The following is a 23,116-nucleotide window of genomic DNA, read 5'->3' on the forward strand; positions in this document are numbered from 1 at the left end:
CCGAGGGCTACGACCGGCCTCCCAGCGGCCGCAGCGGCCTGGGCGTGGCTGCGGCGATGGCGCGGGACGGGGGATTCGCGAGTCTCCGGCCGGCGCGTGGCGCCGCGGGCGGCGAAGTGACGCGGCGCCTGTGACGCGGATGGCCGGAAGCGTCCGCCGCCGATCGGATGTTGGCCGGTTTCCCCTCCCCGCGAAGGAGGCCGATCCGGTGTCCGGCGGTACGCGGTCAGGGACGACGGGACCGACGTCCGCGAGGCGCGCGGGCCACGCGGCACGAAGAGCCGCAGGCCCGCTCCCTCCCGAGATCCGGCCCCGTCACCCCCGCCCCGGCATCACCCGGCTACTCGACCGGCGCCAGGAATCCCTGCTCCACCAGCAGGCGGATCTGCGCGGGCGTCCGGTCGCGCAGCAACACCGGGTCCTCGCCGACCAGTTGGGCGATGGCGTCGAGGATCCGGCCCGCGCTCAACGTGCCGTCGCACACTCCGGCGAATCCCGCGCCGACCGTGTCCACCTTGGTGGCCCGGCGCATACCCCGGTGCTGACGCAGCACCACATGCTCCGGGTCCTCGGCGCCGGGCAGTCCGACCTGCTCCTGCACGACCTCCGCCACAAGTCTGAAGTGACCGGCGAGCAGGCCCGCGTCGTCGTGCCGCCGAAGGTAGTCGACCCGCTCGAAGTGCTCGCGCACCGCCTCGCCGAGCGGCTGCTCGACGGAGTGGGGCCATTCCTCGACCGTGATCGAGGGCTCGGCCGCCGCCGTCCTGCGCAACGTGATCCATCCGAAGCCGACGGCCTTGACCTTGCGCGCCTCGAACTCGTCGAGCCACGCGTCGTACCTGGCTTGGTAGTCGGCGGGGTCGGCACGGTGGTCACCCGAGTCGCGCAGCCACAACTCCGCGTACTGCGTGACGTCCTGCACCTCTCGCTGCACGATCCACGCGTCGCAGCCGCGGGGCACCCAGGAGCGCAGCCGGTCCTGCCAGTCCTCGCCCTCCACGTGCTGCCAGTTGGCGAGGAACTGGGCGTACCCGCCTTCGTTCAGCCGGTCCCCCGACTCCTGAACGAGCGTGCGGCACAGGTCGTCCCCGCCCATTCCGCCGTCGCGGTACGTCAACCGGGCGCCCGGCGAGATCACGAAGGGCGGGTTCGAGACGATCAGGTCGTATCTCTCGTCGGCGCGGACCGGTTCGAAGAGGGAGCCCTCGCGCAGGTCCGCGGCCGGAGCTCCGGACAGCGCGAGCGTCAGCGCGGTGACGTGCAGCGCACGGGGGTTCAGGTCGGTCGCCGTCACGCGGGTGGCGTGCTGCGCGACGTGCAGGGCCTGGATACCCGAGCCGGTGCCGAGGTCGAGCGCGGAGTCGACGGGCGTACGCACGGTGATGCCGGCGAGCGTCGTGGAGGCACCGCCCACCCCGAGGACGACGCCTTCCTCCCGGCTGCCGATGCCGCCCGCTCCGCCGACGGCGCATCCGAGGTCGGAGACGATGAACCAGTCCTCACCACCGGGCCCGCCGTAGGGCCGGATGTCGACGCTCGCCGCGACCTCGTCCCCGCCCGTCCGGGCCAGCCAGCCGCTCTCCAGGGCCTCCTCGACGGGCAGCACGACCGCCACGCGCGCGTACGGCACGGGCTGTTGCAGCAGGAAGAGCCGTACGAGCGTCTCCAGCGGTGTGTCCCCACGGGTCGCCCGGAGGGCGGGCACGGTCTCGCTGCGCGCCAGCGCCGCGTACGCGGGAGCGCCGAGCAGGTCGAGGAGTCCGTCCGCGGTGAAGGAGGCGTCGAGCAGGGCGCTCCGCAGCCGGGCGGCGGTGTCGGCACGATCGGACGAGGGCAACGGTGACAGGCTGGTGTGACTCACGCCTCCCATTGTGTCCGCTATCGCCCACCGGCACCCACACCTGTGGACAACGCACCGCCTGCACGCGGGCAGGACCCGGGAGCGCAGGCACGCTCCGTGGACGGGCACGACCGCCGGGCAGGCACGGTCGGCGGCTGTACGCCCCCGGGGCGGGCAGGGCGGGCCGCGGGCACGACCTGCGGGCAGGCCCGGCGGCGAGCACGACCTGTGGGCGGGGCCACCACCGGCGCCGACCGCGGACAGGGCACGCCGAGAGCCCGGCACGCACGGGTGCCGGGCTCTCCTTCGGCCGAACGGACGATCGCCGCCCTGAGTCCCCTGGCGCCCCGCCTGCCGGACGGCGCCGAGGAGTCCCTGGGACCCGGCTGCGGGCCGCCCCCGGAGCCTCTGGGGGCTCAGCCTGCGGTCGCCGCCGCGGACCCCGACGCCGACTTGCAGCTCTCCTGCTGCGCCATCGCCTTGCCCACGTCGCCCTCCTCCAACTGCTTCAGTGCGTCGTTCCCGCTCTGGCTCAGCTTGTCGAGCTGGGTCGCGATGCCCTTGAGGCCCTCGGCGAACTTGGCCTGGTCCTTGGTGTCGAGCTTGTCGACCTGCTTCTTCAGGGCGGCGTACGACGCGGAGATGCCGTTGAGCTCCTTGACCGCGTTGGCCTCCTTGGTCTTGCCGTCGGTGACGTCGGGCGGTCCCGCGTTCTCGACGGCAGCGCCGATCGCCTTGTAGGCGTCGGACATGTCCTGGAAGGCCTGCGCGTCCGTCGTCTGGACGGCTGCCGGCGTGCTGTTGTCCGAGGTCTGCTTCTGGATCGCGGCGTTCGCGTCCTCGATCTTCTGCGCCTGCGGCTTCACCGCGTCGCAGACCTGCTTGGCCCAGGAGTTCAGCTTGTCGTTGCCGCTGTTGCCGCTGCTGCCGCATCCCGACAGCGTGAGCACCAGTACCGCACCGCCGGACAGTACGGCCGCGAGCTTCTTGTTCACCGGTTTGGTCCCTTCCATGGCTCTCGGCCCCGGAACTTACACGCCATGCGGACAACACCCACATGTCGAATATCCGCTAAGACGCCTATTGAAGCCATTTGCACCAAGCGAGAGAAGGCTCACGACGGCGATGTGAACACACACAGGGTGGGCGCACGGCGCTTCAACACGCGCCGTGCGCCCACCCGTTGCCCTACTCCCTGACCAGGCACGGAAGTCCGTGCCTGGTCAGGCGCGGAACCTGTGAGTTATGAAACCACCGCCGGATCGGCCGACTTGGCGATGCCCTCGTCGTTGTCCTCCTCGTCGCCCATGACGATCCCGCGCCGCTTGGAGATGTACACGGCGCTCACGATCACGATGAGCGCGACAAGGGCGATGAACACCCGTACGCCGGCACTCTTGTCGTCGCCGTACGAGAACTTGACGATCGCCGGAGCGATCAACAGCGACACCAGGTTCATGACCTTCAACAGCGGGTTGATCGCGGGGCCCGCCGTGTCCTTGAAGGGGTCACCGATCGTGTCGCCGATCACCGTGGCGGCGTGGGCCTCGCTGCCCTTGCCGCCGTGATGGCCGTCCTCCACGAGCTTCTTGGCGTTGTCCCACGCGCCACCGGAGTTGGCGAGGAAGACGGCCATCAGCGTGCCGGTGCCGATGGCGCCCGCCAGGAACGAGCCGAGGGCGCCGACACCGAGCGTGAACCCGATCGCGATCGGCGTGAGCACCGCGAGCAGACCCGGTGTGGCCAGCTCGCGCAGCGCGTCCTTGGTGCAGATGTCGACGACGCGCCCGTACTCGGGCTTCTCGGAGAAGTCCATGATCCCGGGGTGCTCGCGGAACTGCCGCCGCACCTCGTAGACCACAGCCCCGGCGGACCGCGACACCGCGTTGATCGCCAGCCCCGAGAAGAGGAAGACGACCGCGGCGCCCGCGATGAGACCCACCAGGTTGTTGGGCTGCGAGATGTCCATCATCAGGTTCAGCGGCGCGCCGGGGCCCGAGACCTTCTCGCCCACGTCGCTCGCGGCCGTGGTGATCGCGTCACGGTACGAGCCGAAGAGGGCCGAGGCCGCGAGGACGGCGGTGGCGATGGCGATGCCCTTGGTGATGGCCTTGGTGGTGTTGCCGACGGCGTCCAGGTCGGTGAGCACCTGCGCGCCCGCGCCCTCGACGTCACCGGACATCTCGGCGATGCCCTGCGCGTTGTCGGAGACGGGGCCGAAGGTGTCCATCGCGACGATGACACCGACCGTGGTGAGCAGGCCCGTTCCGGCGAGCGCCACCGCGAACAGCGCCAGCAAGATCGACGTACCGCCCAGCAGGAACGCCCCGTACACGCCGAGGCCGATCAACAGGGCGGTGTAGACGGCCGATTCGAGACCGATGGAGATGCCGGCGAGGACGACGGTGGCCGCGCCGGTCAGTGAACTCTTGCCGATGTCCCGGACGGGACGACGGCTGGTCTCGGTGAAGTAGCCGGTCAACTGCTGGATGAGCGCGGCCAGCACGATGCCGATCGCGACGGCGACGACCGCGAGGACCCGCGGATCACCGCCCTTGGCCTTGATCGCCGCGTCCGTGACCCCGTCCAGTTCGGCGTAGGTCCCCGGAAGGTAGATGTAGACGGCGAGGGCCACCAGCACGAGCGAGATCACCGCGGAGATGAAGAACCCTCGGTTGATCGCGGACATGCCGCTGCGGTCGGACCGCCGGGGCGCCACCGCGAAGATGCCGATCATCGCGGTGAGTACGCCGATGGCGGGGACGATCAGCGGGAACGCGAGCCCGGCGTCGCCGAACGCCACCTTGCCGAGGATCAGCGCCGCGACGAGCGTGACGGCGTACGACTCGAAGAGGTCGGCGGCCATGCCGGCACAGTCGCCGACGTTGTCGCCCACGTTGTCGGCGATGGTCGCGGCATTACGCGGATCGTCCTCCGGAATGCCCTGCTCGACCTTGCCGACCAGGTCGGCGCCGACGTCGGCGGCCTTGGTGAAGATGCCGCCACCGACACGCATGAACATGGCGATCAGAGCCGCGCCGAGACCGAAGCCCTCCAGAACCTTCGGCGCGTCGGCCGCGTACACGAGCACCACACAGGAGGCGCCCAGCAGACCGAGCCCCACCGTGAACATGCCGACGACGCCACCGGTGCGGAAAGCGATCTTCATGGCTTTGTGCGAGACGGCGGTGAGATCCTTTTCGGGCTCACCCTCCGCCGGAGTCGCTTCCCGTGCCGCGGCGGCCACGCGGACATTGCTCCGTACGGCGAGCCACATACCGATATAGCCGGTGGTCGCCGAGAACACCGCGCCGATCAAGAAGAAGATCGACCGTCCGGCGCGCTGATTCCAGTCGTCCGCGGGCAGCAGCATGAGCAGGAAGAACACCACGGCGGCGAAAACCGCGAGGGTGCGCATCTGACGTCCCAGGTAGGCATTCGCGCCTTCCTGGATCGCCGTCGCGATCTCCTTCATGCTGTCGGTGCCCTCGCCGGCCGCGAGAACCTGGCGCACCAGGATCCCGGCGACCACGAGGGCCGCCACGGCGACAACCGCGATGACCATCACGATGAGACGGTTGCCGTCGGTCAGGACCGCGGCTGCGAGGGTTGTGGGGTGGTCAAACTGATGAGGGGTAGAAAGCCCCGCCATTCGTCCTCCTTGACGCTTGGGCTGAGCTCAAGATGTGGACGGATTCTAGGTACCGGAACCTGATCAAAACAGTGCGCGGTAAGCGGAATTAATCTTCACTTGCTCTACAGCAAATGATCGGGAGGCACCCACGGACCCAAAAGCAGTAATGCCCCAGAAGCGTTGACGTCTGATCCAATGATCACCCGAATGATCGTGAATTGATTCACGAAACGCCGTACGCGATCATCTTATGGACGAGCGCGAGATCCCGGACATGCCGAAGGGCCCCACCGAGTAGGGCCCTTCGGGGCAAGAAAAGAGGTGCGGTTGTCAGGAAAGAGCCACGGCCGGCGGCACAATGGGCCAGCTCATCCTGATCAGTCCGCCGTGCTCTCCGGCGATGACTTCCACGTCGTCCACGAGGCCGCTGATGACCGCGAGGCCCATCTCGTCCTCCTCGGTCTCCGCGTCCGAGCCACCGGAGGCGGCGCCGGACGCCGCCCCGCCGGGTACCGAACCCGGCGCCTCGTCGCCGACCTCGATGGAGAACTGCTTCTCCTCATCGATCAGCGTCACCTGCACCGGCGCCGAGATGCCGCCGCTCTGGTGCAGTCCGACGGCACGAGAACAGGCCTCGCCGACGGCGAGCCTGACCTCGTCGAGGACGGCCTCGTCCACTCCGGCCCTGCGCGCCACCGCTGCCGCCACCAGTCGGGCGGTCCTGACGTGCTCGGGCAGCGCGCTGAAGCGGAGTTCAACGGTGGCCATGCATCCCCCTCTGAACTACGGGCGTGCTGTACTACGGGCGTGCTGTCAGGGGGCCGGGCGTGGGCCCGGTCCCCCACTTCTCGAAGCCGGGCCCACGACCCGGGAGACCGGTGGTCAGTCGGTCGCGTTGACCGCCTCCTCGACCGAGGTGTGGATCGGGAACACCTTGGTGAGACCGGTAATACGGAAGATCTTCAGAATGCGCTCCTGGTTGCAGACCAGACGCAGCGAGCCCTCATGGGCCCGGACGCGCTTCAGGCCGCCCACCAGGACGCCGAGACCGGTGGAGTCGAGGAAGTCCACGCCCTCCATGTCGACGACGAGGTGGAAACTGCCGTCGTTCACCAGCTCGACCAACTGCTCCCGCAGCTTGGGCGCGGTATATACATCGATTTCGCCGCCGACCTCGACGACCGTACGGTCGCCATTAGGGCCGGACACATTGCGAGTCGACAGGGACAGGTCCACGGATCCTCCAGCACCTTGCTATCGAGCGGTCGCCCCATGGGACACCTCGGCAGAGCCCCCGGGACGGTTCGCCAGCCGCGATGGCATTCAATCACTTACCGGCAGGCGTGCACGACGCCTTGGGCCCATTGTCCGTCACGCCAGTGACACACTCGATGCCGATGGCCAAGAATCACCGATCCGATCGATCCTCGGCGGACACCGCATCCCGCCCCTCGCCGAGCACGGTCCTGGACCGGCTCGCCTCGGGGCCGAGCCGGGCTTCGCGCATCACTCATACGGAGCACTTGCCCCCGCGAGCGGGTCGCCATGCCGTCTGGCCCGACCGGATCCGTTCGGAGGTGATCGCCGCGGTGCAGGCCGCGGGCATCGAACACCCCTGGGCCCACCAGGCACGCGTCGCCGAGCACGCTCTGGACGGCGAGTCGGTGATCGTCGCCACCGGTACCGCCTCCGGCAAGTCCCTGGCCTACCTCGCACCGGTCCTGACGGCCCTCCTGGAAGGCTCCGAGGCCCCGAACGGCCGGGGAGCCACCGCCCTCTACCTGGCCCCCACCAAGGCCCTGGCCGCCGACCAGCGCCGCTCGGTGAAGGAACTTTCACAACCCCTGGGCAATGCGGTACGCCCAGCCGTGTACGACGGCGACACGCCCTTCGAGGAACGCGAATGGGTACGCCAGTACGCCAACTACGTCCTGACCAACCCCGACATGCTGCACCGCGGGATATTGCCCTCCCACCCCCGCTGGTCCTCCTTCCTGCGCGCCCTGCGCTATGTCGTCATCGACGAGTGCCACACCTACCGCGGCGTCTTCGGCTCCCACGTCGCCCAAGTGCTGCGTAGGCTGCGCCGCCTCTGCGCCCGCTACGGAGCCTCTCCCGTCTTCCTGCTGGCCTCCGCGACCGCCGCCGAACCCGCCGTCGCGGCGCGCCGCCTGACCGGTCTCCCGGTCGTCGAGGTCGCCGATGACGCCTCCCCGCGCGGGGAACTGGTGTTCGCCCTGTGGGAACCCCCGCTCACCGAACTGCACGGCGAGAAAGGTGCACCCGTCCGGCGTACCGCAACCGCCGAAACGGCCGATCTGCTGACCGACCTCACCCTCCAGGGAATGCGTTCGATCGCCTTCGTGCGGTCCCGGCGTGGCGCCGAGCTGGTCGCGGTGATCGCCCAGGAACGCCTGGCCGAGGTCGACCGCTCGCTGGCCCGGCGCGTCGCCGCATATCGCGGCGGCTACCTCCCCGAGGAACGCCGCGCCCTGGAGCGCGCGCTGCACTCCGGTGAACTCCTCGGTCTCGCCGCCACCACCGCCCTCGAACTCGGCGTCGACATCTCCGGCCTCGACGCCGTCGTCATCTCCGGCTACCCGGGCACCCGCGCCTCCCTCTGGCAGCAGGCGGGCCGCGCCGGCCGCTCCGGGGAAGGCGCGCTGGCCATCCTGGTCGCCCGCGACGACCCGCTGGACACCTTCCTCGTCCATCACCCCGAGGCCCTGTTCGACCAACCGGTGGAGTCCACGGTCCTCGACCCCGACAACCCGTACGTCCTGGCCCCCCATCTGTGCGCCGCCGCCTCCGAGATCCCTCTCACGGAAGACGACCTGGAGCTCTTCGGCCCCGCCACCGCCGATCTTCTGCCGCAGCTGGAGGCCGCGAAGCTGCTGCGCCGCCGGGCCACGGCCTGGCACTGGACACGCCGGGAGCGGGCCGTCGACCTGACCGACATCCGCGGGGGCGGCGGCAGCCCGGTGCAGGTCGTCGAGGCCGGGACCGGGCGCCTGCTCGGCACGGTCGACGAGGGCGCCGCGCACACGGCGGTCCACGAGGGCGCGGTCCACCTGCACCAGGGCCGTACGTACCTGGTGCGCAAGCTGGACCTGGAGGACTCCGTCGCGCTGGTCGAGGAGGCCAGCCCGCCGTATTCGACGGTGGCCCGCGACACCACGTCCATCGCCGTCCTCGAAACCGACGTCGAAGTCCCGTGGGGTGACGGCCGGTTGTGCTACGGCTCGGTCGAGGTCACCAACCAAGTCGTCTCCTTCCTGCGTCGGCGTGTCATCACCGGGGAAGTGCTCGGCGAGACGAAGCTCGACCTCCCTCCTCGTACGCTCCGCACCCGGGCCGTCTGGTGGACGGTCACCGAGGACCAGTTGGACGCGGCCCGGATCAACCCGGAGATCCTCGGCGGCGCTCTGCACGCCGCCGAGCACGCGTCGATCGGCATGCTGCCGCTCTTCGCGACCTGCGACCGCTGGGACATCGGCGGCGTCTCCGTCCCCCTCCACCCGGACACGCTCCTGCCCACCGTCTTCGTGTACGACGGCCACCCCGGCGGCGCCGGATTCGCCGAGCGTGCCTTCCGCACAGCCCGCTCCTGGCTCACGGCCACCCGTCAGGCCATCGCCTCCTGCGAGTGCGACGCCGGCTGCCCGTCCTGCATCCAGTCCCCCAAATGCGGCAACGGGAACGATCCGCTGCACAAGCGAGGCGCCGTACGCCTGCTCACGGAACTGCTGCGGTCTGCACCGGAGGAGTGAGGCCCTGACCTCTCCGGGCCTCACTCCTCCGGGGGCGAGGGCCGGACGAGTGACATGGGGGCCGTGGGGCCTGGGTCCGGACGAGTGAAAGCCGGGAAGCGGGCCTCAGGGCCGGACGGGTGAAAGTCGGGGGCGTAGGACCGAACGGGTGAAAGACGGGCGGGCCAGGGCCAACTGGGTGAAGGCCGGGTGCGGGACGGGCGAGCCCGGGGACCGGGTCCCGGCTGTCCCATGGGCCCTAAAGGTCCCTGGGGAGCCTGGGGAGCCTGGGGAGCCCGGGGAGCCCGGGGAGCCCGGGGAGCCCGGGGAGCCCGGGGAGCCCGGGGAGCCCGGGGAGCCCGGGGAGCCCGGGGAGCCCGGGGAGCCCGGGGAGCCCGGGGAGCCTAATGGAGTCGCAGGGCCCGGCGGCCCCGGTGGACCCGCCCTCGATCTGACCTCCGCGACGAGGGGTCCGGTTCCCGACGCTGCCGTCACGTCCGAGCTCTGGCCCTCGACCGCGCACCGGACGAGCCGCGCGCTCTGCGCCCGGGCCACGCGGTCCGCGCGGGCGCATGCCGCCGTGCCGCCTTCACTCCAGTGGTCCGCCGCGGCGAGGGCGGCCAAGTCCGCCGCCCCGGCCGCCCGGTGCCGCACGACGACGGCCTGCCCCATCGCCAGCACCGCTCCGAAGACGACGCACAGGACAGCGATCGCGCCCACCGTCCAGACGGTCGCCGATCCCCTGTCGGATGACGCGCGCCACCGCGTAAACCCGCGGCTCACAACGGACGACCACCACTCCAGACGTTCACTCCCCCGCCAACGCGGGCCTCTTGTCTGCCTTCCCCTCATCTCCCCTCCGCCCCCGTCGTTCTCCCGGGCGTTGCCCCCGCCGGCTCGCCCACCGTCTCCTCCGCCAGTGCCACCGCCTCGTCGCTCAACTCCAGGGAGAGGGCCGCGGGGCCCGGCGTCCTGGCGCCGACCCTCACCCTGACCAGATCGGCCTCCCGGTTCACCGTGACTCTCGCGCCGGGCGGGGCCGCCCGGCGGGCCGTAGCCAGGACGGCATCCGGCGCGTCCTGGCGCGCCGCCGACCGGGCGCCGGCCCTCGCCGCGTCCACGCACTGGATCTGCGCGGACGCGGCGAGCAGGGCCCAGACCAGCGCCATGCCGACGAGCACCAGCGAGGGCAGCACCACGGCAGCCTCAGCGGTGACGGATCCGCCGTCCCGACGCGGCGCCCACCGGCTCCTCAACGAAGCCGCCCGCGGGCTCCGTTCACATCTGGACATTGAGCGCCCGCCCGACGATGCCCTGCAGTTCCTCGCCGACCTGTCCGCTCGTCACCACCTTGTAGAGCGCGGCCGCGAACGCCACCGCCGCGATCACACCCACCGCGTACTCGGAGGTGACCATGCCCGCGTCCCTCCGCGCCGCGAGCGATGCGCGCATCCAGTGCCGCATCCGAAGGTGCCCTCGCTCTCGCCCCGGCCCTCGCCCCTGTCCCTGCCCTTGCCCTCGCGCCTGTCCGAGAGCTCGCACCATCCTGCGCATTTCAACCTCCGTCAGATTCAGCACTGTTGGCCTTCTTCACCCACTTGTCGTTCACCGTCAGCCGCCGCTGCCATCGCTGCCGTCCGTCACCCACCACCTCCTCGCAACAACCCGCCGGCCAGCCCGATCACCACGGGCAGCACGCCGATGGCGAGGAACGCGGGCAGAAAACACAGCCCCACGGGAGCGGTGACCATGACGGCCGCCCGGCGTGCCCGCGCCGTCGCGGTGCGCCCCCACTCGGCTCGGGCCTCCGCCGCGAGCCGACCGACCGGCACGGCCGCCGGTACACCCGACTCGCCCGCCCGCTCCAGCAGCCGCGCCAGCCCCTGAGCGCCCGGTATCGCCGCCAACCTCCGCCACGCGTCGACCGGTTCACCCCCGAGGCGCACCTCCGCCGCGCCTCGCGCCAGCCGCTCGCCCACCGGTCCGCCCAGCGCCTCGCCGACGGCCTGGGCAGCCGACACGGGACTCGCCCCCGCCGCAATGCAGGCGGCCACCAAGTCGGCGGCGAGAGGCAGTTGACGGGCCGCCCGCGGCACGTCGTACTCCTCCGCGGGCGCCTGATGCCGCTGCCGCCACCACCGGACCCCGAACCCGGCCACCAGCCCCGTCAGAACCCCGGCGAGACCGCCGATCAGAACCCAGCCGGCGCACACCGCGCCCAGCAACGGCAGCCACCGCCTGCCGTGACTCCGTACCTCCCGACGTCGCGGCGACGGCGCCGCCTCCGGAAGCAGCAACTCGGCCAGCCTCCTGCGCACCCTCCTCCGGCGCCGCACCGCCACGAGCCGACGGACCGGGGAGCCGACCAGGAGGACTCCGCACACAAGTACCCCCAGCCTGTGGACAAGTTCCGCGCTCATGCCGTCTCCGCCCCTCGTACGATCCGCAGCGCCCACCACAGCCCCACTGCCTCCAGCACCCCGCCGACCAGCAGGCAGCCCAGCCCGGGACCGGTGTGCAGGAGCACGTGCAGCGGGTCGGCACCGAGCGCGGTGCCGAGCAGCAGGCCGAGCACCGGCAGCCCCGCGAGCATCGCGGCCGTCGAACGCGATCCGGCCAACTGGGCTCGTATGTCCGCCCGTTGATCGCGTTCTGCGCGCAGCGCCCCCTCCAGCCGATCCAGACCGGCCGCGAGTCCCGCGCCCCGGTCCACGGCCACCCGCCAGCAGGCGGCGAGCCCCAGCAAGCCGTCCGCGCCGGGTTGCCGCGCGGCCTCGGTGAGCGCGCTCGGCACATCCCCGCCGAACCTCGCCGCGGCCAGCACCACGGCATGCGCGTCACCGAGTCCCTGCGAATCGCGTGCGGCGCCGAGCAGCGCCGCACCGGGCTGACGTCCGGCCCGCACCTCACCGGCGAGGGCACCACACAGGGCGATCACCGCGTCACCGCGTCGCTCCCGCTCGCGCCGGGCCTCTCCCGCCCGCCGCACCCGCCGCAGCAGGGGCATTCCGGCGGCCCCGAGGAAAAGTGGCAGGAGCGAGACACCCAGCACCGCGATCACCGATCCCGCCACCAGCGACCACGCTTCGGGACGAAGCCGCCCGCGCACCCGGCGCCAGTCGACGAGGACCTGGTCCCACCGGGCTGGCCCTGTCACCACCCCGTCGCCCGCGAGCAGGACCCTCGCTCTGCGCACCCCGGATCCGCGCCCGCCGGTCAGCCAGGCCGCGATCCCGGCACACGCCACGGCCGCCCCCGCGGGCACGTCGGCCATCTCACCGATCCCCATCCCGCTCCCCGTTCGTATCGCGGCGTCCGGCACGGGTTGGCGCGCCGACGCCCTCTCCGTTCGTATCGCGGCGTCCGGCACCGGTCGGCGCGCCGACGCCCTCTCCGTCCGAAGGGCTGCTCGCGTCCTGCCTGTCCCGAGGCGGTCCCGCTGTCCCGAGGCGGATCGGCCCGCGATGCCCCTGGCTCCCGTCCCGAAGCAGTTCCCGCAGTCGCTCCCATCCCCGCTCGCGGGCGAAGGCGTCCTCGCCCCACCGCAGCGCCGGAACCGTCACGACCAGGCCCGACGGGTCGCGTTCCAGCACATGCACCTCGGCGATCCGACGCCGTCCGGTCCGGTCCCGTACGAGGTGCAGGACCACGGACAGTGCCGCCGCCAGTTGGCTGTGCAGGGCCGCCCGGTCGAGCCCGGCCGCGGTGCCCAGAGCCTCCAGCCGGGCCGGGACCTGCCCCGCCGCGTTGGCGTGGACGGTTCCCGAGCCGCCTTCATGCCCCGTGTTGAGCGCGGCCAGCAGCGAGACGACCTCGGGACCGCGCACCTCGCCGACCACCAGCCGGTCCGGTCTCATGCGCAGGGCCTGCCGGACGAGATCCTGGAGCGAGACCAGACCGACGCCCTCCTGGTTGGCGGGCCGCCCTTCCAGGCGCACCACATGGGGATGGTCCGGCCGCAGTTCCGCCGAGTCCTCGGCGAGCACGATCCGCTCCCCGGGACCCACCAGCCCCAGCAACGCGCTCAGCAAGGTCGTCTTGCCGGAGCCTGTTCCTCCGCTGATGAGGAACGACAACCGGGCGTCCAGCAGCGCTCTGAGCACCTGGTCCCCGCCGGGCGGCACCGTCCCCGCCGCCACCAGTTCGTCGAGGGTGAAGGCGCGTGGCCGCACGACGCGCAGGGAGAGGCAGGTGGAGCCGACGGCGACCGGTGGCAGTACCGCGTGAAGCCGGGTCCCGTCCGGCAGTCGGGCGTCCACCCAGGGGCGGGCGTCGTCGAGCCTTCTGCCGGCCACCGCCGCGAGGCGCTGCGCGAGGCGGCGTACGGCTGCGGCGTCCGGAAAGGACACGGCGGTCAGCTCCAGGCCGCCGCCCCGGTCCACCCAGACCCGGTCGGGCGCCGACACCAGCACGTCGGTCACCGACGGGTCGGCGAGCAGCGGTTCCAGCGGGCCGCTCCCGACCAGTTCGGAACGCAACCGCTCGGCCGTGCCGAGGACTTCGGCGTCCCCGAGCACCCGCCCCTGCTCCCGCAGCGCCTGGGCCACGCGCGCGGGGGTCGGCTCGGATCCGCTCTCGGCCAGCCATTGCCGTACGCCGTCCAGCAGCCCCGCCCGTCCGTCCGGTTCGCCACCGGGCCCGTCCCACTTCTCCGCGCCCCTGGACGGGGAGCCACCAGGACCGCCCCGCGTGTCCGGGCGCCCGGAGACGTAGTGCCGGGGTCCGTTCCGGGCGTCGGGCCGCCCGGACGGGGCCCCGCCAGGTCCGTCCCAGGTGTCCGCCGGGCCTGGCGGGTGGTGTCCGGGTCCGGCCCGCGTGTCCGAGCGCCCGGACAAGCAGTGCCCGGGTCCGTCCCGCGAATCCGTCCACGCGTGCGCGTAGCCCTCGCGTGCATCGTGGGGCCTCGGTCCCGTTCGCCCGTCGAGTCCCGTCCCGCGGTCCCTGTCGCGGTCCGTGCCTCGGTCCGGGTCTGCGGTCGCGTCCCGGCTCATACGCCCCCTCCTTCGACCGGAACCCGGTCCCAGAAGGCCGTACAGAAGCGGCCCAGCGGGCCCTTCGGCGCGCTTCCCGGTGGCGATCCGCCGTCCAACGGGAAGGGTTCGGAAGGCAGTTCGCCCACCAGGGGCAGGTCGAGCAGACGGGCGACCTCGCGGTCGTCGAGACCCGGCGCGTAGGGACCGCGCACCACGACCCGCAGATCGCGCAGGACCATGCCGACCGCGGACGCCACCCGCCCCGCCGCCGCGATGGAGCGCAGGTCGGCGGGGACCACCAGCAACCCCACGTCGAGTTGGGCGAGGATCTCGGCGACAGCCTCGTCGATGCGGCGGGGCAGGTCGACGACCACCGCACCACCGCGTCGTCGGGCGGCTGCCAGGACCGCGCGTACGGCTTGTGGGGGAACGGTGACCACGTCGCTCCGGTCCCAGCTCAGAACCCGCAGCGCGTGCAGTTCGGGCAGGGACTCCTCCAGCGCCCCGCCGCCGACCCTGCCGCGGGACGCGGCGAACGCCGGCCAGCGCAGCCCCTCGGCTCCCTCTCCGCCCAGCAGTACGTCGAGTCCGCCACCGAGAGGGTCCGCGTCCACCAGCAGGGTGCGCTTACCCTCACGCGCCGAGGTGAGAGCGAGCGCGCAGGCGAGCGTGGAGGCACCGGCCCCGCCCCGGCCGCCGAGCACGCCGACGGTGAGAGCCGGCCGGCCTACTCCCTCGGCCACGTCGGCGATGCGGTCGACGAGCCACTGCTCACCGTCCGGCAGCACCAGGACGTGGTCGGCGCCGATCTCGACGGCCCGCCGCCAGACTCCGGAGTCGTCCTGGTCCCGGCCGACCAGCACCACTCCTCTTCTCCGCGCGGCCCCACGCACACGCCGTACGGCGTCGTCTCCGACCAGGACGAGAGGTGCCTCCTCCCAGCCGCCCCTGCGTTCCGGAATCCCGTGATGGACCTCGGGCCGCGCGCCCGCCGCCGCGCAGAGGCGCAGCAGGTCGTCGAGGAGGTCGATGTCCTCGGTGACGATCAATGGTCCGCCCTGCCGCCCCTCGGCGGTGGGCGGCCGGTCATGGGTGATGGCTCCCGCCACGATCTCCAGCCCCCTTCGCTGCTTCTTGCGCGGGGCCCTCCAGGACCCCGCGATTCCCGCTCGTGTGAAGAGCCGGCAAGCGGCCTCCATATGAACGGCCGATACGAACCGGCCAAACGCGTCCGACAAACGGAACGCGGCCGTGAACCGGCCGCGAACGGAGCGCGTGGGAATCACGGTGCGGCGATCCTGGAAATCATGTGGATCTTGGTCGAAAACTGTGGACAACTCAGCGGCTGTGAATATCGCCTTCACGCCTGCCGGTGAACGCTCAACGACTTCCGCAGAGCACTCCGACGACTACACGGAGTGACGAATCGCGGGCGCACGAAAGGCACGGGATCAACCGTGCCGAGAAGGTTGCGGGGCCGCGCAGAAGAGGGGAAAACCCATCCGGACATGCGACGACCCCCGCCGGGGGGGAGAGCGGGGGTCGTCCCCACGGCCGACTCGGGGGGGGAGGAGTCGGACCGGGTTAGCACGGTCGCGAACGATCCGTGACTTCCATGGTGTACCCGAGAGCCCTCTCAGGCAAACCCACGCGCCTCACCTTACGCCGAATGGTGGGCCCTATGCTCAACCTCGTGGAAAACCACTCCTTGCCTCGTACAGCGGCCTTCTTCGACCTGGACAAGACGGTCATTGCGAAGTCGAGCACGCTCACCTTCAGCAAGTCGTTCTACCAAGGCGGGCTGATCAACCGCAGGGCGGCCTTGCGCACCGCTTACATCCAGTTCGTGTTCCTGGCGGGCGGCGCCGACCACGACCAGATGGAACGGATGCGCGAGCACCTGTCCTCGATGTGCCGCGGCTGGAACGTCCAGCAGGTCAAGGAAATCGTCGCCGAGACCCTGCACGACCTCATCGACCCGATCATCTACGACGAGGCGGCATCGCTCATCGAGCAGCACCACAAGGCCGGTCGTGACGTCGTGATCGTGTCCACGTCCGGCGCCGAGGTGGTCGAGCCGATCGGCGAACTGCTCGGCGCGGACCGGGTGGTGGCGACCCGCATGGTCGTCGGCGAGGACGGCTGCTTCACCGGCGAGGTGGAGTATTACGCCTACGGGCCGACCAAGGCCGAGGCGATCAGGGAGCTGGCCGCGTCCGAGGGCTACGACCTGCCCCGCTGTTACGCCTACAGCGACTCGGCGACCGATCTGCCGATGCTGGAGTCCGTCGGGCATCCGCACGCGGTGAACCCGGACCGCGCGCTGCGCCGCGAGGCGGTCGCGCGGGCATGGCCGGTTCTGGACTTCCACCGGCCGGTCCGCCTGAAGCAGCGGCTGTCCACTCTGTCCGTACCTCCCCGGCCGGCACTCGTCGCCGCGGCCGCGATAGGAGCGGCGGCGGCGACGGCGGGGCTCGTCTGGTACGCCAGTCGGCGTCGCGCTTCGGTGGCTTGAGCCGTCACGCGCGCGTGCCGCTGAATAAAGTCCCTTTCTCGCCCATTTGAACCTAAAAGTAAAGAAGTGCGGTCAGGGGTTCCGCTTCCTCCGGACCTGGAGTACAAAGGGTTTAACGGCCCGCGAGACCAAGGACATCCGCGAGGATCACCTTCAAACGCAATCAGGCCCCACGGACCGAGCATGAACATCGAGCACCCACGCGACGTCGACCCGTCGATTACGGGCCAGCCGCACCAGGTGACGGGCAGAAGTTCCCGACCTGATGGGCATATCTCGAGGACGCTTGGTAACCCGGTGAACATGCCAGCGGCGGTACGAGAACTCGTACCGCCGCAACCCTGTCCGGGGTAATTCGGCGCCCCTTACGCGGCACCGCGCTGAAGCGCCTCACAGACCGCGGCGGACTCCCTGGCGCCCAGTTCGACAGCCTTGCCGCAGTGAGCGATCCAGGCGGCCATACCGTCCGGGGTGCCGGACACATAGCCGTCCAGTGCCGCGAGATAGGCCGCCCGGCCCAGTTCCGCGTGACCGACCTCAGCAGGGCAGATGGACTTCGGGTCGAGCCCGCTGCCGATCAGGACGATGCGCTCGGCGGCGCGCGCGACCAGTCCGTTGTGCGAGGCGAAGGGTCGCAGCGCGATCAGTTCACCGTGCACCACCGCCGCTGTGACCAGGGCGGGGGCCGAGCCGCCCGCGATGATCAGTTGGGAGAGGCCTTCGAGGCGGCCGGCGACCGCGTCCGCGTCCGGCAGCGGCAGCTCCACCAGGGGCTCGTCGGCCGTTTCCCCGTCCCGTCGCGGCCGACCGACCGCGTCACCGCGATCGGCTGCCGCCACCAGATGCAGCCGGGCCAGCACCCGCAGGGGCGACTGCCGCCAGATGGACAGGAGCTGGCCCGCCTCGGCGGTCAGCCGCAGGGCGGCGCCGATGATGCGCGCCTCGTCGTCCCCACTGAAGTCGGTACGCCGGCGGACCTCTTCGAGGGCCCAGTCGGCACCGGAGAGCGCCGCGGAACCGCGGGCCCCGCGCAGCGCCGCCTCGGACGTGATCTCGTTGCCGCGACGCCGCATGATCCGGTGTCCGTAGACCCGGTCCACGGCCTTGCGGACGGACTCCACGGAATCGGCCACCCCGGGAAGCGAACCCAGGGCCGCCAGCGGATCAGCGGTCGCACCTGTCGTACTCATGAGTACGACATTACGCACCCGGGGCCCGCGCCCCACGAAGGAGTGGTCTTCTTCACGCGGCGCGAACACCCGGAGCGACAGCCGCACTACCCTTGGTGAACATGAAAATTGCTTTCGTCGGGAAGGGCGGCAGCGGCAAGACCACCCTGTCGTCGCTCTTCATCCGCCACCTCGCCGTCTCGGGGGCACCTGTCGTCGCCGTGGACGCCGACATCAACCAGCACCTGGGGGCCGCGCTCGGACTCGAGGAGCCGGAGGCCGCGGCACTGCCCGCCATGGGTGAGCGGCTGCCCCTCATCAAGGACTACCTGCGCGGCTCCAATCCCCGCATCGCGTCCGCCGAGACGATGATCAAGACGACCCCGCCCGGCGAGGGCTCACGGCTGCTGCGCGTCGATGAGGCCAATCCGGTCTACGACGCCTGCGCACGGCCGGTGGAACTCGACGGCGGCACCATCCGTTTGATGGTCACCGGCCCGTTCACCGAGGCCGACGTGGGGGTGGCTTGCTACCACTCCAAGACCGGTGCAGTGGAGCTCTGCCTGAACCATCTCGTCGACGGCCGGAGCGAGTACGTCGTCGTCGACATGACGGCGGGCTCCGATTCCTTCGCGTCCGGCTTGTTCACCCGCTTCGACGTCACGTTCCTCGTGGCGGAGCCGACCCGCAAGGGAGTCTCCGTCTATCGCCAGTACAAGGAGTACGCCCGCGACTTCGGCGTCACTCTGAAGGTCGTCGGCAACAAGGTGCAGGGCCAGGACGACATCGACTTCCTGCGGTCGGAAGTCGGGGACGACCTCCTGGTCACGGTCGGACACTCGGACTGGGTGCGCGCCATGGAGAAGGGCCGCCCGCCCCGGTTCGAGCTCCTGGAGGAGGTCAACCGGCGCTCGCTGCACGCCTTGCGGACCGCCGCCGACGCCACGTACGGACTTCGGGACTGGGAGCGGTACACGCGCCAGATGGTGCAGTTCCACCTGAAGAACGCCACCAACTGGGGCAACGCCAGGACCGGGGTGGACCTCGCCGAACAGGTCGACCCCGGCTTCGTGCTCGGCGAGAGTCCGATGGCCACCGCGTGAACGGCCGACCGGCCCGAAGCGCCGCCACGGCCTGAGCCGCAGGGTGGCCCTGGGGGCGCTACGGCCTGACCGCCGGCGCTCCCGGGACGCCCTTCGGCGCCGGGGCCGGGCGACTCGACAGGAAGGACGCCCAGCCCTGCTTCGGCGCCTCGCCGACCTCGAGACCGCGAAGCTTGTCGAGGGCGGCCGGGTCCTGGGCGTCGAGCCAGTCGGCGAGCTGCCGGAAGGAGACACAGCGCACGTCGGCCCTGGTGCAGACGCTCTCGACGACCTCGTCGACGGCGCGCATGTAGTTGCCGCCGTTCCAGGACTCGAAGTGGTTGCCGATGATCAGCGGGGCGCGGTTGCCGTCGTAGGCGCGTTCGAAGCCCTTGAGCAGGCCGTCACGCATCTGGTCACCCCACAGCTCCTGCTTGTCCGGGTCGCCCTGCGTCCGGGTACCCGACTGGTCGACCATGAAGTTGTAGTCCATGGTGAGCTGCTCGTAGGAGTGCCCGGGGAAGGGCACGAGCTGCATCGACAAGTCCCACAGCCCCTCCTTCCTCTTCGGCCAGACCTGGTCGTCGACGCCGCTGGTGTCATAGCGGAAGCCCAGCTCGCGGGCCGCCTTCATGAAGTTCCGCTGCCCCTCCAGACAGGGGGTGCGGGCGCCGACGAGTTCCTTGTCGTAGTCGAAGGGCAGCGACGCCGCGTCCTTCAGGCCCGTGTTGGTCTTCCAGGACTTCACGAACGACTTCGCCTGGGCGATCTCGCTCTTCCAGTCGACGACCGACCACTGGCCGACCCCGCCCTCCGCGCCACAGAAGTGACCGTTGAAGTGCGTGCCGATCTCGTTGCCCTCCAGCCACGCACCCCGCAGCTGCTTCACGGTGTCTGTGATGCCCTGCTCGTCGTTGAAGCCGATCTCCGAGCTGCCGGGCGCGTGCTGCGGCGGCCGGTACAGGTCGCGCTTGTCCTCCGGCAGCATGTACACGCCGCTCAGGAAGTACGTCATCGTCGCCTTGTTGGCCTTGGAGAGCTTCCGGAAGTGGGAGAAGAGCTTCTGGCTGTCCTCGCCGGCACCGTCCCAGGAGAAGACCACGAACTGCGGGGGCTTCTGGCCCGGCTTCAGTCGTTCCGGCCGGGGCAGATGCGGTTGCGCCCCCGTGTACGAGGTGGAGCCGTCGCCGATCAGACGGACGGCGGCCCTGGGCGCCGGGGCCCCCGCCACGGCCTTCTTCGCGCCGTGCGCGCCCTCCCGGGAAGCGGTGGTGCCGCCCGCGCAACCGGCGAGCGCCGTGGCGCAGGCCGCGGCGAGCGCCACGCCCGCGGCGATCCTCTGGGTGGCGGCCATGTTCCGCCCTCCTTTTCCTCGGTCGGGCAACGCAGGTCAGGGCGCCATCGCGGTTATGTGCAGCTATGTACCGACAGCGCCGTCAAGGTTTCACGGGACCGAGGAGGAATAAGTACGACAAGCCGATCAAAAGCTTGATTCACTCCAAAGGGTGAATAACTGCCCCATTCGCCCCCATTTTCGACATCAAGCCTTTACTCTGCATTACGATCCGTTTACCGAGCGTTGAAAGTCCCGCCGCTGCACGCCGTGACCCACGGCCGCGACCCGCCCCCCGCCGCTTCGGACGGGGGATCACCTGTTCCGCGACCGCGCCGCCCCGGAGGAGACGGGAACCATGTCTGCCTGCGTCCCCACCCGCGCCGCCGACCCCACTCGGCCCGCGCCCGCCCCCGAGCCCCTCAGCCCCCCGCCGACCCCGCCCCGGCGCTTCCACGTCGCGGGCGCCGATCTGTCGGCCTCGATCGCGGTCTTCCTGATCGCCCTTCCCCTGTCCCTCGGCATCGCCCTCGCCACTGGGGCGCCGCTGCAGGCCGGCCTTGTCGCCGCCGCCGTCGGCGGACTCGTCGCCGGACGCCTCGGCGGCTCACCGCTCCAGGTGAGCGGCCCCGCCGCCGGACTCACGGTCGTCACGGCCGAACTCATCCACCACTACGGCTGGCGCGCGACCTGCGCCATCACCGCGCTCGCCGGAGTCGTCCAACTGGGCCTCGGCTGCCTGCGCGTGGCCCGTACGGCCCTGGCTGTCAGTCCCGCGATCGTGCACGGCATGCTCGCCGGAATCGGCGTGACGATCGCCATCGCCCAACTGCACATCGTGCTGGGAGGCATCCCGCAGAGCTCCGTCACGGCCAACCTCGTCGCCCTGCCGGACCAGGTGGCCGACACGCACCCCGCGGCGGTGTCGATGAGCGTGCTGACCCTGGCGCTGCTGTTCGCCTGGCCGCGCATTCCCGGGCGCACCGGGCAGGTGCTGCGCAAGGTCCCCGCCGCGCTGGTCGCCGTCGCCGGAGCCACGGTGACCGCCTCGCTCGCCGGGCTGACGCTGCCCAGGGTCGACCTGCCGTCCTGGAGCAGTCACGCGCCGGCCGGGCTGCCCGAGGGCCCGGTGTCCGGCATCGCCACCGCCGTCCTCACCGTGACGCTGGTGTGCAGCGTGCAGTCATTGCTCGGCGCCGTCGCGGTGGACAAGCTGGTGAGCGGCCGTCCGGAACTCCAGGCGCGCGTGGGCCGTTCCCGCCTCGACCGGGAGCTGCTCGGGCAGGGCGCCGCGAATGTCGTCTCCGGCGCGCTCGGCGGACTGCCCGTCGCCGGGGTCGCCGTGCGCAGTTCCGCGAATGTTCAGGCGGGGGCCGTCAGCCGGAACTCCACGATGCTGCACGGCGTTTTCGTAGTAGTTGCCGCGCTGCTGATGGTCCCGATCCTGGAGCTGATCCCCCTCGCATCGCTCGCCGCCCTGGTGATGGCCGTCGGCATCCAGATGGTGTCCCTGCACCACATCCGCACGGTCACCCGCCACCGCGAGGTGCTGGTGTACGCCGTCACCACGCTCGGCGTCGTGTTCCTCGGAGTTCTCGAGGGCGTGGCGCTGGGGGTCTCGGTGGCCGTCGGCGTCGCCCTGCACCGTCTCGGACGTACCCGCATCACGCACGAGGAGAGGGGAGGAGTCCATTACGTACATGTACGAGGTCAGTTGACGTTCCTCGCGGTGCCCCGACTCAGCCGCGCCCTGCATCTCGTGCCCCAAGGGGCGGACACCGTCGTGGAGTTGGACGGCTCGTTCATGGACCACGCGGCGTACGAGTCGCTGCAGGACTGGCAGAGCGCGCACACCGCCCAGGGCGGCACGGTCGATCTCGCCGGACGGACCGGAACACGGATCGCAGAGCCCGCGCATCCCAGGCTCTGCCGCTGCCGTCCCTGGACACCCTGGCGGAACCACCAGTGCGAGACCTCCGCCGACCCGGGGTCCGCTTCCCCCTCGGACGCCCCTCCGGCCGGGCAGGACGAGGGGACCGGCGAGGCCAGACCTAGCGGGAGTCAACTGGCGCGCGGCATCAGCGCGTTCCAGCGCAACACCGCACCCCTGGTGCGGGATGAGCTGGCCCGGCTGGCTCGGGAGGGACAGCGGCCTTCCCAGCTCTTCCTGACCTGTGCCGACTCCCGGCTCGTCACCTCGATGATCACCTCCAGTGGCCCGGGCGACCTCTTCGTCGTACGCAATGTGGGCAACCTCGTGCCGTGGCCCGGAGAGGAGAGCGGGGACGACTCGGTGGCCGCGGCCATCGAGTACGCGGTGGACGTGCTGAAGGTCCGGTCCATCACGGTGTGCGGGCACTCCGGGTGCGGCGCCATGCAGGCCCTGCTGGCGTCGGAGCCCGAAGGGACGCCCACGCCGCTCAAGCGGTGGCTGCGGCACGGGCAGCCGAGCCTGGACCGGATGGCCGCCGACGACCGGCCGTGGGCGCGGATCGCCGGACGGGCGCCCGCCGACACGGTGGAGCAGCTCTGTCTGACCAACGTGGTGCAGCAGTTGGAGCACCTGCGGGCGCACGAGTCCGTGGCGCGGGCCCTACGGGAGGGCGTGCTCGAACTGCACGGGATGTACTTCCACGTGGGCGAGGCCCAGGCGTACCTGCTGGCCGACGACGACGGGGCCGAACTGTTCGATCACGTGGGCGCGTTCGACCACATGGACGCGGCGGAGGAGCTGCGGCATCCGGCGTGATCGAACGTTGGGTGGTGTGCGGCCCCGGTCGTCGGGGCCGCACACCCCATACGACCCACACTGTCGTCGCTC

At 71.1% G+C, this 23,116-nt stretch carries 17 protein-coding genes and 1 pseudogene; 4 read left to right on the forward strand and 14 right to left on the reverse strand.

Features of this window, described 5'->3' with window-relative positions:
- Window positions 1–340: 340 nt before the first annotated feature.
- The 5 genes from OHT01_RS18655 to bldG form a co-directional block, all read right to left on the reverse strand.
- Window positions 341–1,870 carry a class I SAM-dependent methyltransferase gene (locus OHT01_RS18655; protein WP_328554271.1) on the reverse strand — a complete coding sequence of 510 codons (1,530 nt, stop codon included), beginning with the start codon at window positions 1,868–1,870 and terminating at the stop codon, window positions 341–343.
- A gap of 386 nt (window positions 1,871–2,256) precedes the next feature.
- Window positions 2,257–2,853, reverse strand: a complete 597-nt coding sequence (locus tag OHT01_RS18660; RefSeq protein ID WP_328554272.1) for a small secreted protein — start codon at window positions 2,851–2,853, stop codon at window positions 2,257–2,259.
- Between the two features lie 230 nt (window positions 2,854–3,083).
- Entirely contained in the window at window positions 3,084–5,492 is a 2,409-nt protein-coding gene (locus OHT01_RS18665; RefSeq protein WP_328554273.1) for a sodium-translocating pyrophosphatase, read from the reverse strand.
- A 312-nt stretch (window positions 5,493–5,804) separates the two neighbouring features.
- Entirely contained in the window at window positions 5,805–6,242 is a 438-nt protein-coding gene (locus tag OHT01_RS18670) for an ATP-binding protein (protein ID WP_328554274.1), read from the reverse strand.
- Window positions 6,243–6,356: 114 nt separating this feature from the next.
- Window positions 6,357–6,710 carry an anti-sigma factor antagonist BldG gene (gene bldG, locus OHT01_RS18675; RefSeq protein ID WP_028799135.1) on the reverse strand — a complete coding sequence of 118 codons (354 nt, stop codon included), beginning with the start codon at window positions 6,708–6,710 and terminating at the stop codon, window positions 6,357–6,359.
- An 80-nt stretch (window positions 6,711–6,790) separates the two neighbouring features.
- Between bldG and OHT01_RS18680 the strand changes: the two genes are divergently transcribed.
- On the forward strand, window positions 6,791–9,244 hold the full coding sequence (locus tag OHT01_RS18680) for a DEAD/DEAH box helicase (RefSeq protein ID WP_328554275.1): 2,454 nt from the start codon (window positions 6,791–6,793) through the stop codon (window positions 9,242–9,244).
- A 390-nt stretch (window positions 9,245–9,634) separates the two neighbouring features.
- Here the strand turns inward: OHT01_RS18680 and OHT01_RS18685 are convergent.
- From OHT01_RS18685 to ssd, 7 genes and pseudogenes are all read right to left on the reverse strand, one after another.
- Window positions 9,635–10,006: pseudogene (locus OHT01_RS18685) on the reverse strand (Rv3654c family TadE-like protein); the annotation flags it as partial.
- A gap of 65 nt (window positions 10,007–10,071) precedes the next feature.
- The gene (locus tag OHT01_RS18690; RefSeq protein ID WP_328554276.1) at window positions 10,072–10,515 is read right to left on the reverse strand and encodes a TadE family type IV pilus minor pilin; all 444 of its coding nucleotides are present in this window, start codon (window positions 10,513–10,515) and stop codon (window positions 10,072–10,074) included.
- The gene (locus OHT01_RS18695) at window positions 10,502–10,687 is read right to left on the reverse strand and encodes a DUF4244 domain-containing protein (RefSeq protein WP_328554277.1); all 186 of its coding nucleotides are present in this window, start codon (window positions 10,685–10,687) and stop codon (window positions 10,502–10,504) included. The genes OHT01_RS18690 and OHT01_RS18695 overlap by 14 nt, the downstream gene beginning before the upstream one ends.
- A gap of 176 nt (window positions 10,688–10,863) precedes the next feature.
- Entirely contained in the window at window positions 10,864–11,643 is a 780-nt protein-coding gene (locus tag OHT01_RS18700; protein WP_328554278.1) for a type II secretion system F family protein, read from the reverse strand.
- Window positions 11,640–12,497, reverse strand: coding sequence for a type II secretion system F family protein (locus OHT01_RS18705; RefSeq protein WP_328554279.1), 858 nt, complete (start codon window positions 12,495–12,497; stop codon window positions 11,640–11,642). The genes OHT01_RS18700 and OHT01_RS18705 overlap by 4 nt, the downstream gene beginning before the upstream one ends.
- A 1-nt stretch (window position 12,498) precedes the next feature.
- Window positions 12,499–13,830 (reverse strand): TadA family conjugal transfer-associated ATPase, encoded by a 1,332-nt coding sequence (locus OHT01_RS18710; RefSeq protein WP_328558168.1) that lies wholly within the window; start codon window positions 13,828–13,830, stop codon window positions 12,499–12,501.
- A 380-nt stretch (window positions 13,831–14,210) separates the two neighbouring features.
- Window positions 14,211–15,305 (reverse strand): septum site-determining protein Ssd, encoded by a 1,095-nt coding sequence (ssd, locus tag OHT01_RS18715; protein WP_328554280.1) that lies wholly within the window; start codon window positions 15,303–15,305, stop codon window positions 14,211–14,213.
- 572 nt (window positions 15,306–15,877) lie between these two features.
- On the opposite strand from ssd, the gene OHT01_RS18720 reads away from it, so the two are divergent.
- Window positions 15,878–16,711, forward strand: coding sequence for an HAD family hydrolase (locus tag OHT01_RS18720; RefSeq protein ID WP_328554281.1), 834 nt, complete (start codon window positions 15,878–15,880; stop codon window positions 16,709–16,711).
- A 365-nt stretch (window positions 16,712–17,076) separates the two neighbouring features.
- Here OHT01_RS18720 and OHT01_RS18725 read toward each other — a convergent pair whose 3' ends face one another.
- Window positions 17,077–17,901, reverse strand: a complete 825-nt coding sequence (locus OHT01_RS18725; RefSeq protein WP_328554282.1) for an oxidoreductase — start codon at window positions 17,899–17,901, stop codon at window positions 17,077–17,079.
- A 101-nt stretch (window positions 17,902–18,002) separates the two neighbouring features.
- Here OHT01_RS18725 and OHT01_RS18730 point away from each other — a divergent pair, with 101 nt between their 5' ends.
- Window positions 18,003–18,983 carry an ATP-binding protein gene (locus OHT01_RS18730; protein WP_328554283.1) on the forward strand — a complete coding sequence of 327 codons (981 nt, stop codon included), beginning with the start codon at window positions 18,003–18,005 and terminating at the stop codon, window positions 18,981–18,983.
- Window positions 18,984–19,041: 58 nt separating this feature from the next.
- On the opposite strand, the gene OHT01_RS18735 is transcribed toward OHT01_RS18730, so the two are convergent.
- Window positions 19,042–20,316, reverse strand: coding sequence for a hypothetical protein (locus tag OHT01_RS18735; RefSeq protein WP_328554284.1), 1,275 nt, complete (start codon window positions 20,314–20,316; stop codon window positions 19,042–19,044).
- Window positions 20,317–20,653: 337 nt separating this feature from the next.
- Here OHT01_RS18735 and OHT01_RS18740 point away from each other — a divergent pair, with 337 nt between their 5' ends.
- The gene (locus tag OHT01_RS18740; protein WP_328554285.1) at window positions 20,654–23,044 is read left to right on the forward strand and encodes a bifunctional SulP family inorganic anion transporter/carbonic anhydrase; all 2,391 of its coding nucleotides are present in this window, start codon (window positions 20,654–20,656) and stop codon (window positions 23,042–23,044) included.
- Window positions 23,045–23,116 lie beyond the last annotated feature (72 nt).

It is taken from the genome of Streptomyces sp. NBC_00358 (genome assembly GCF_036099295.1).
Lineage (GTDB): Bacteria > Actinomycetota > Actinomycetes > Streptomycetales > Streptomycetaceae > Streptomyces.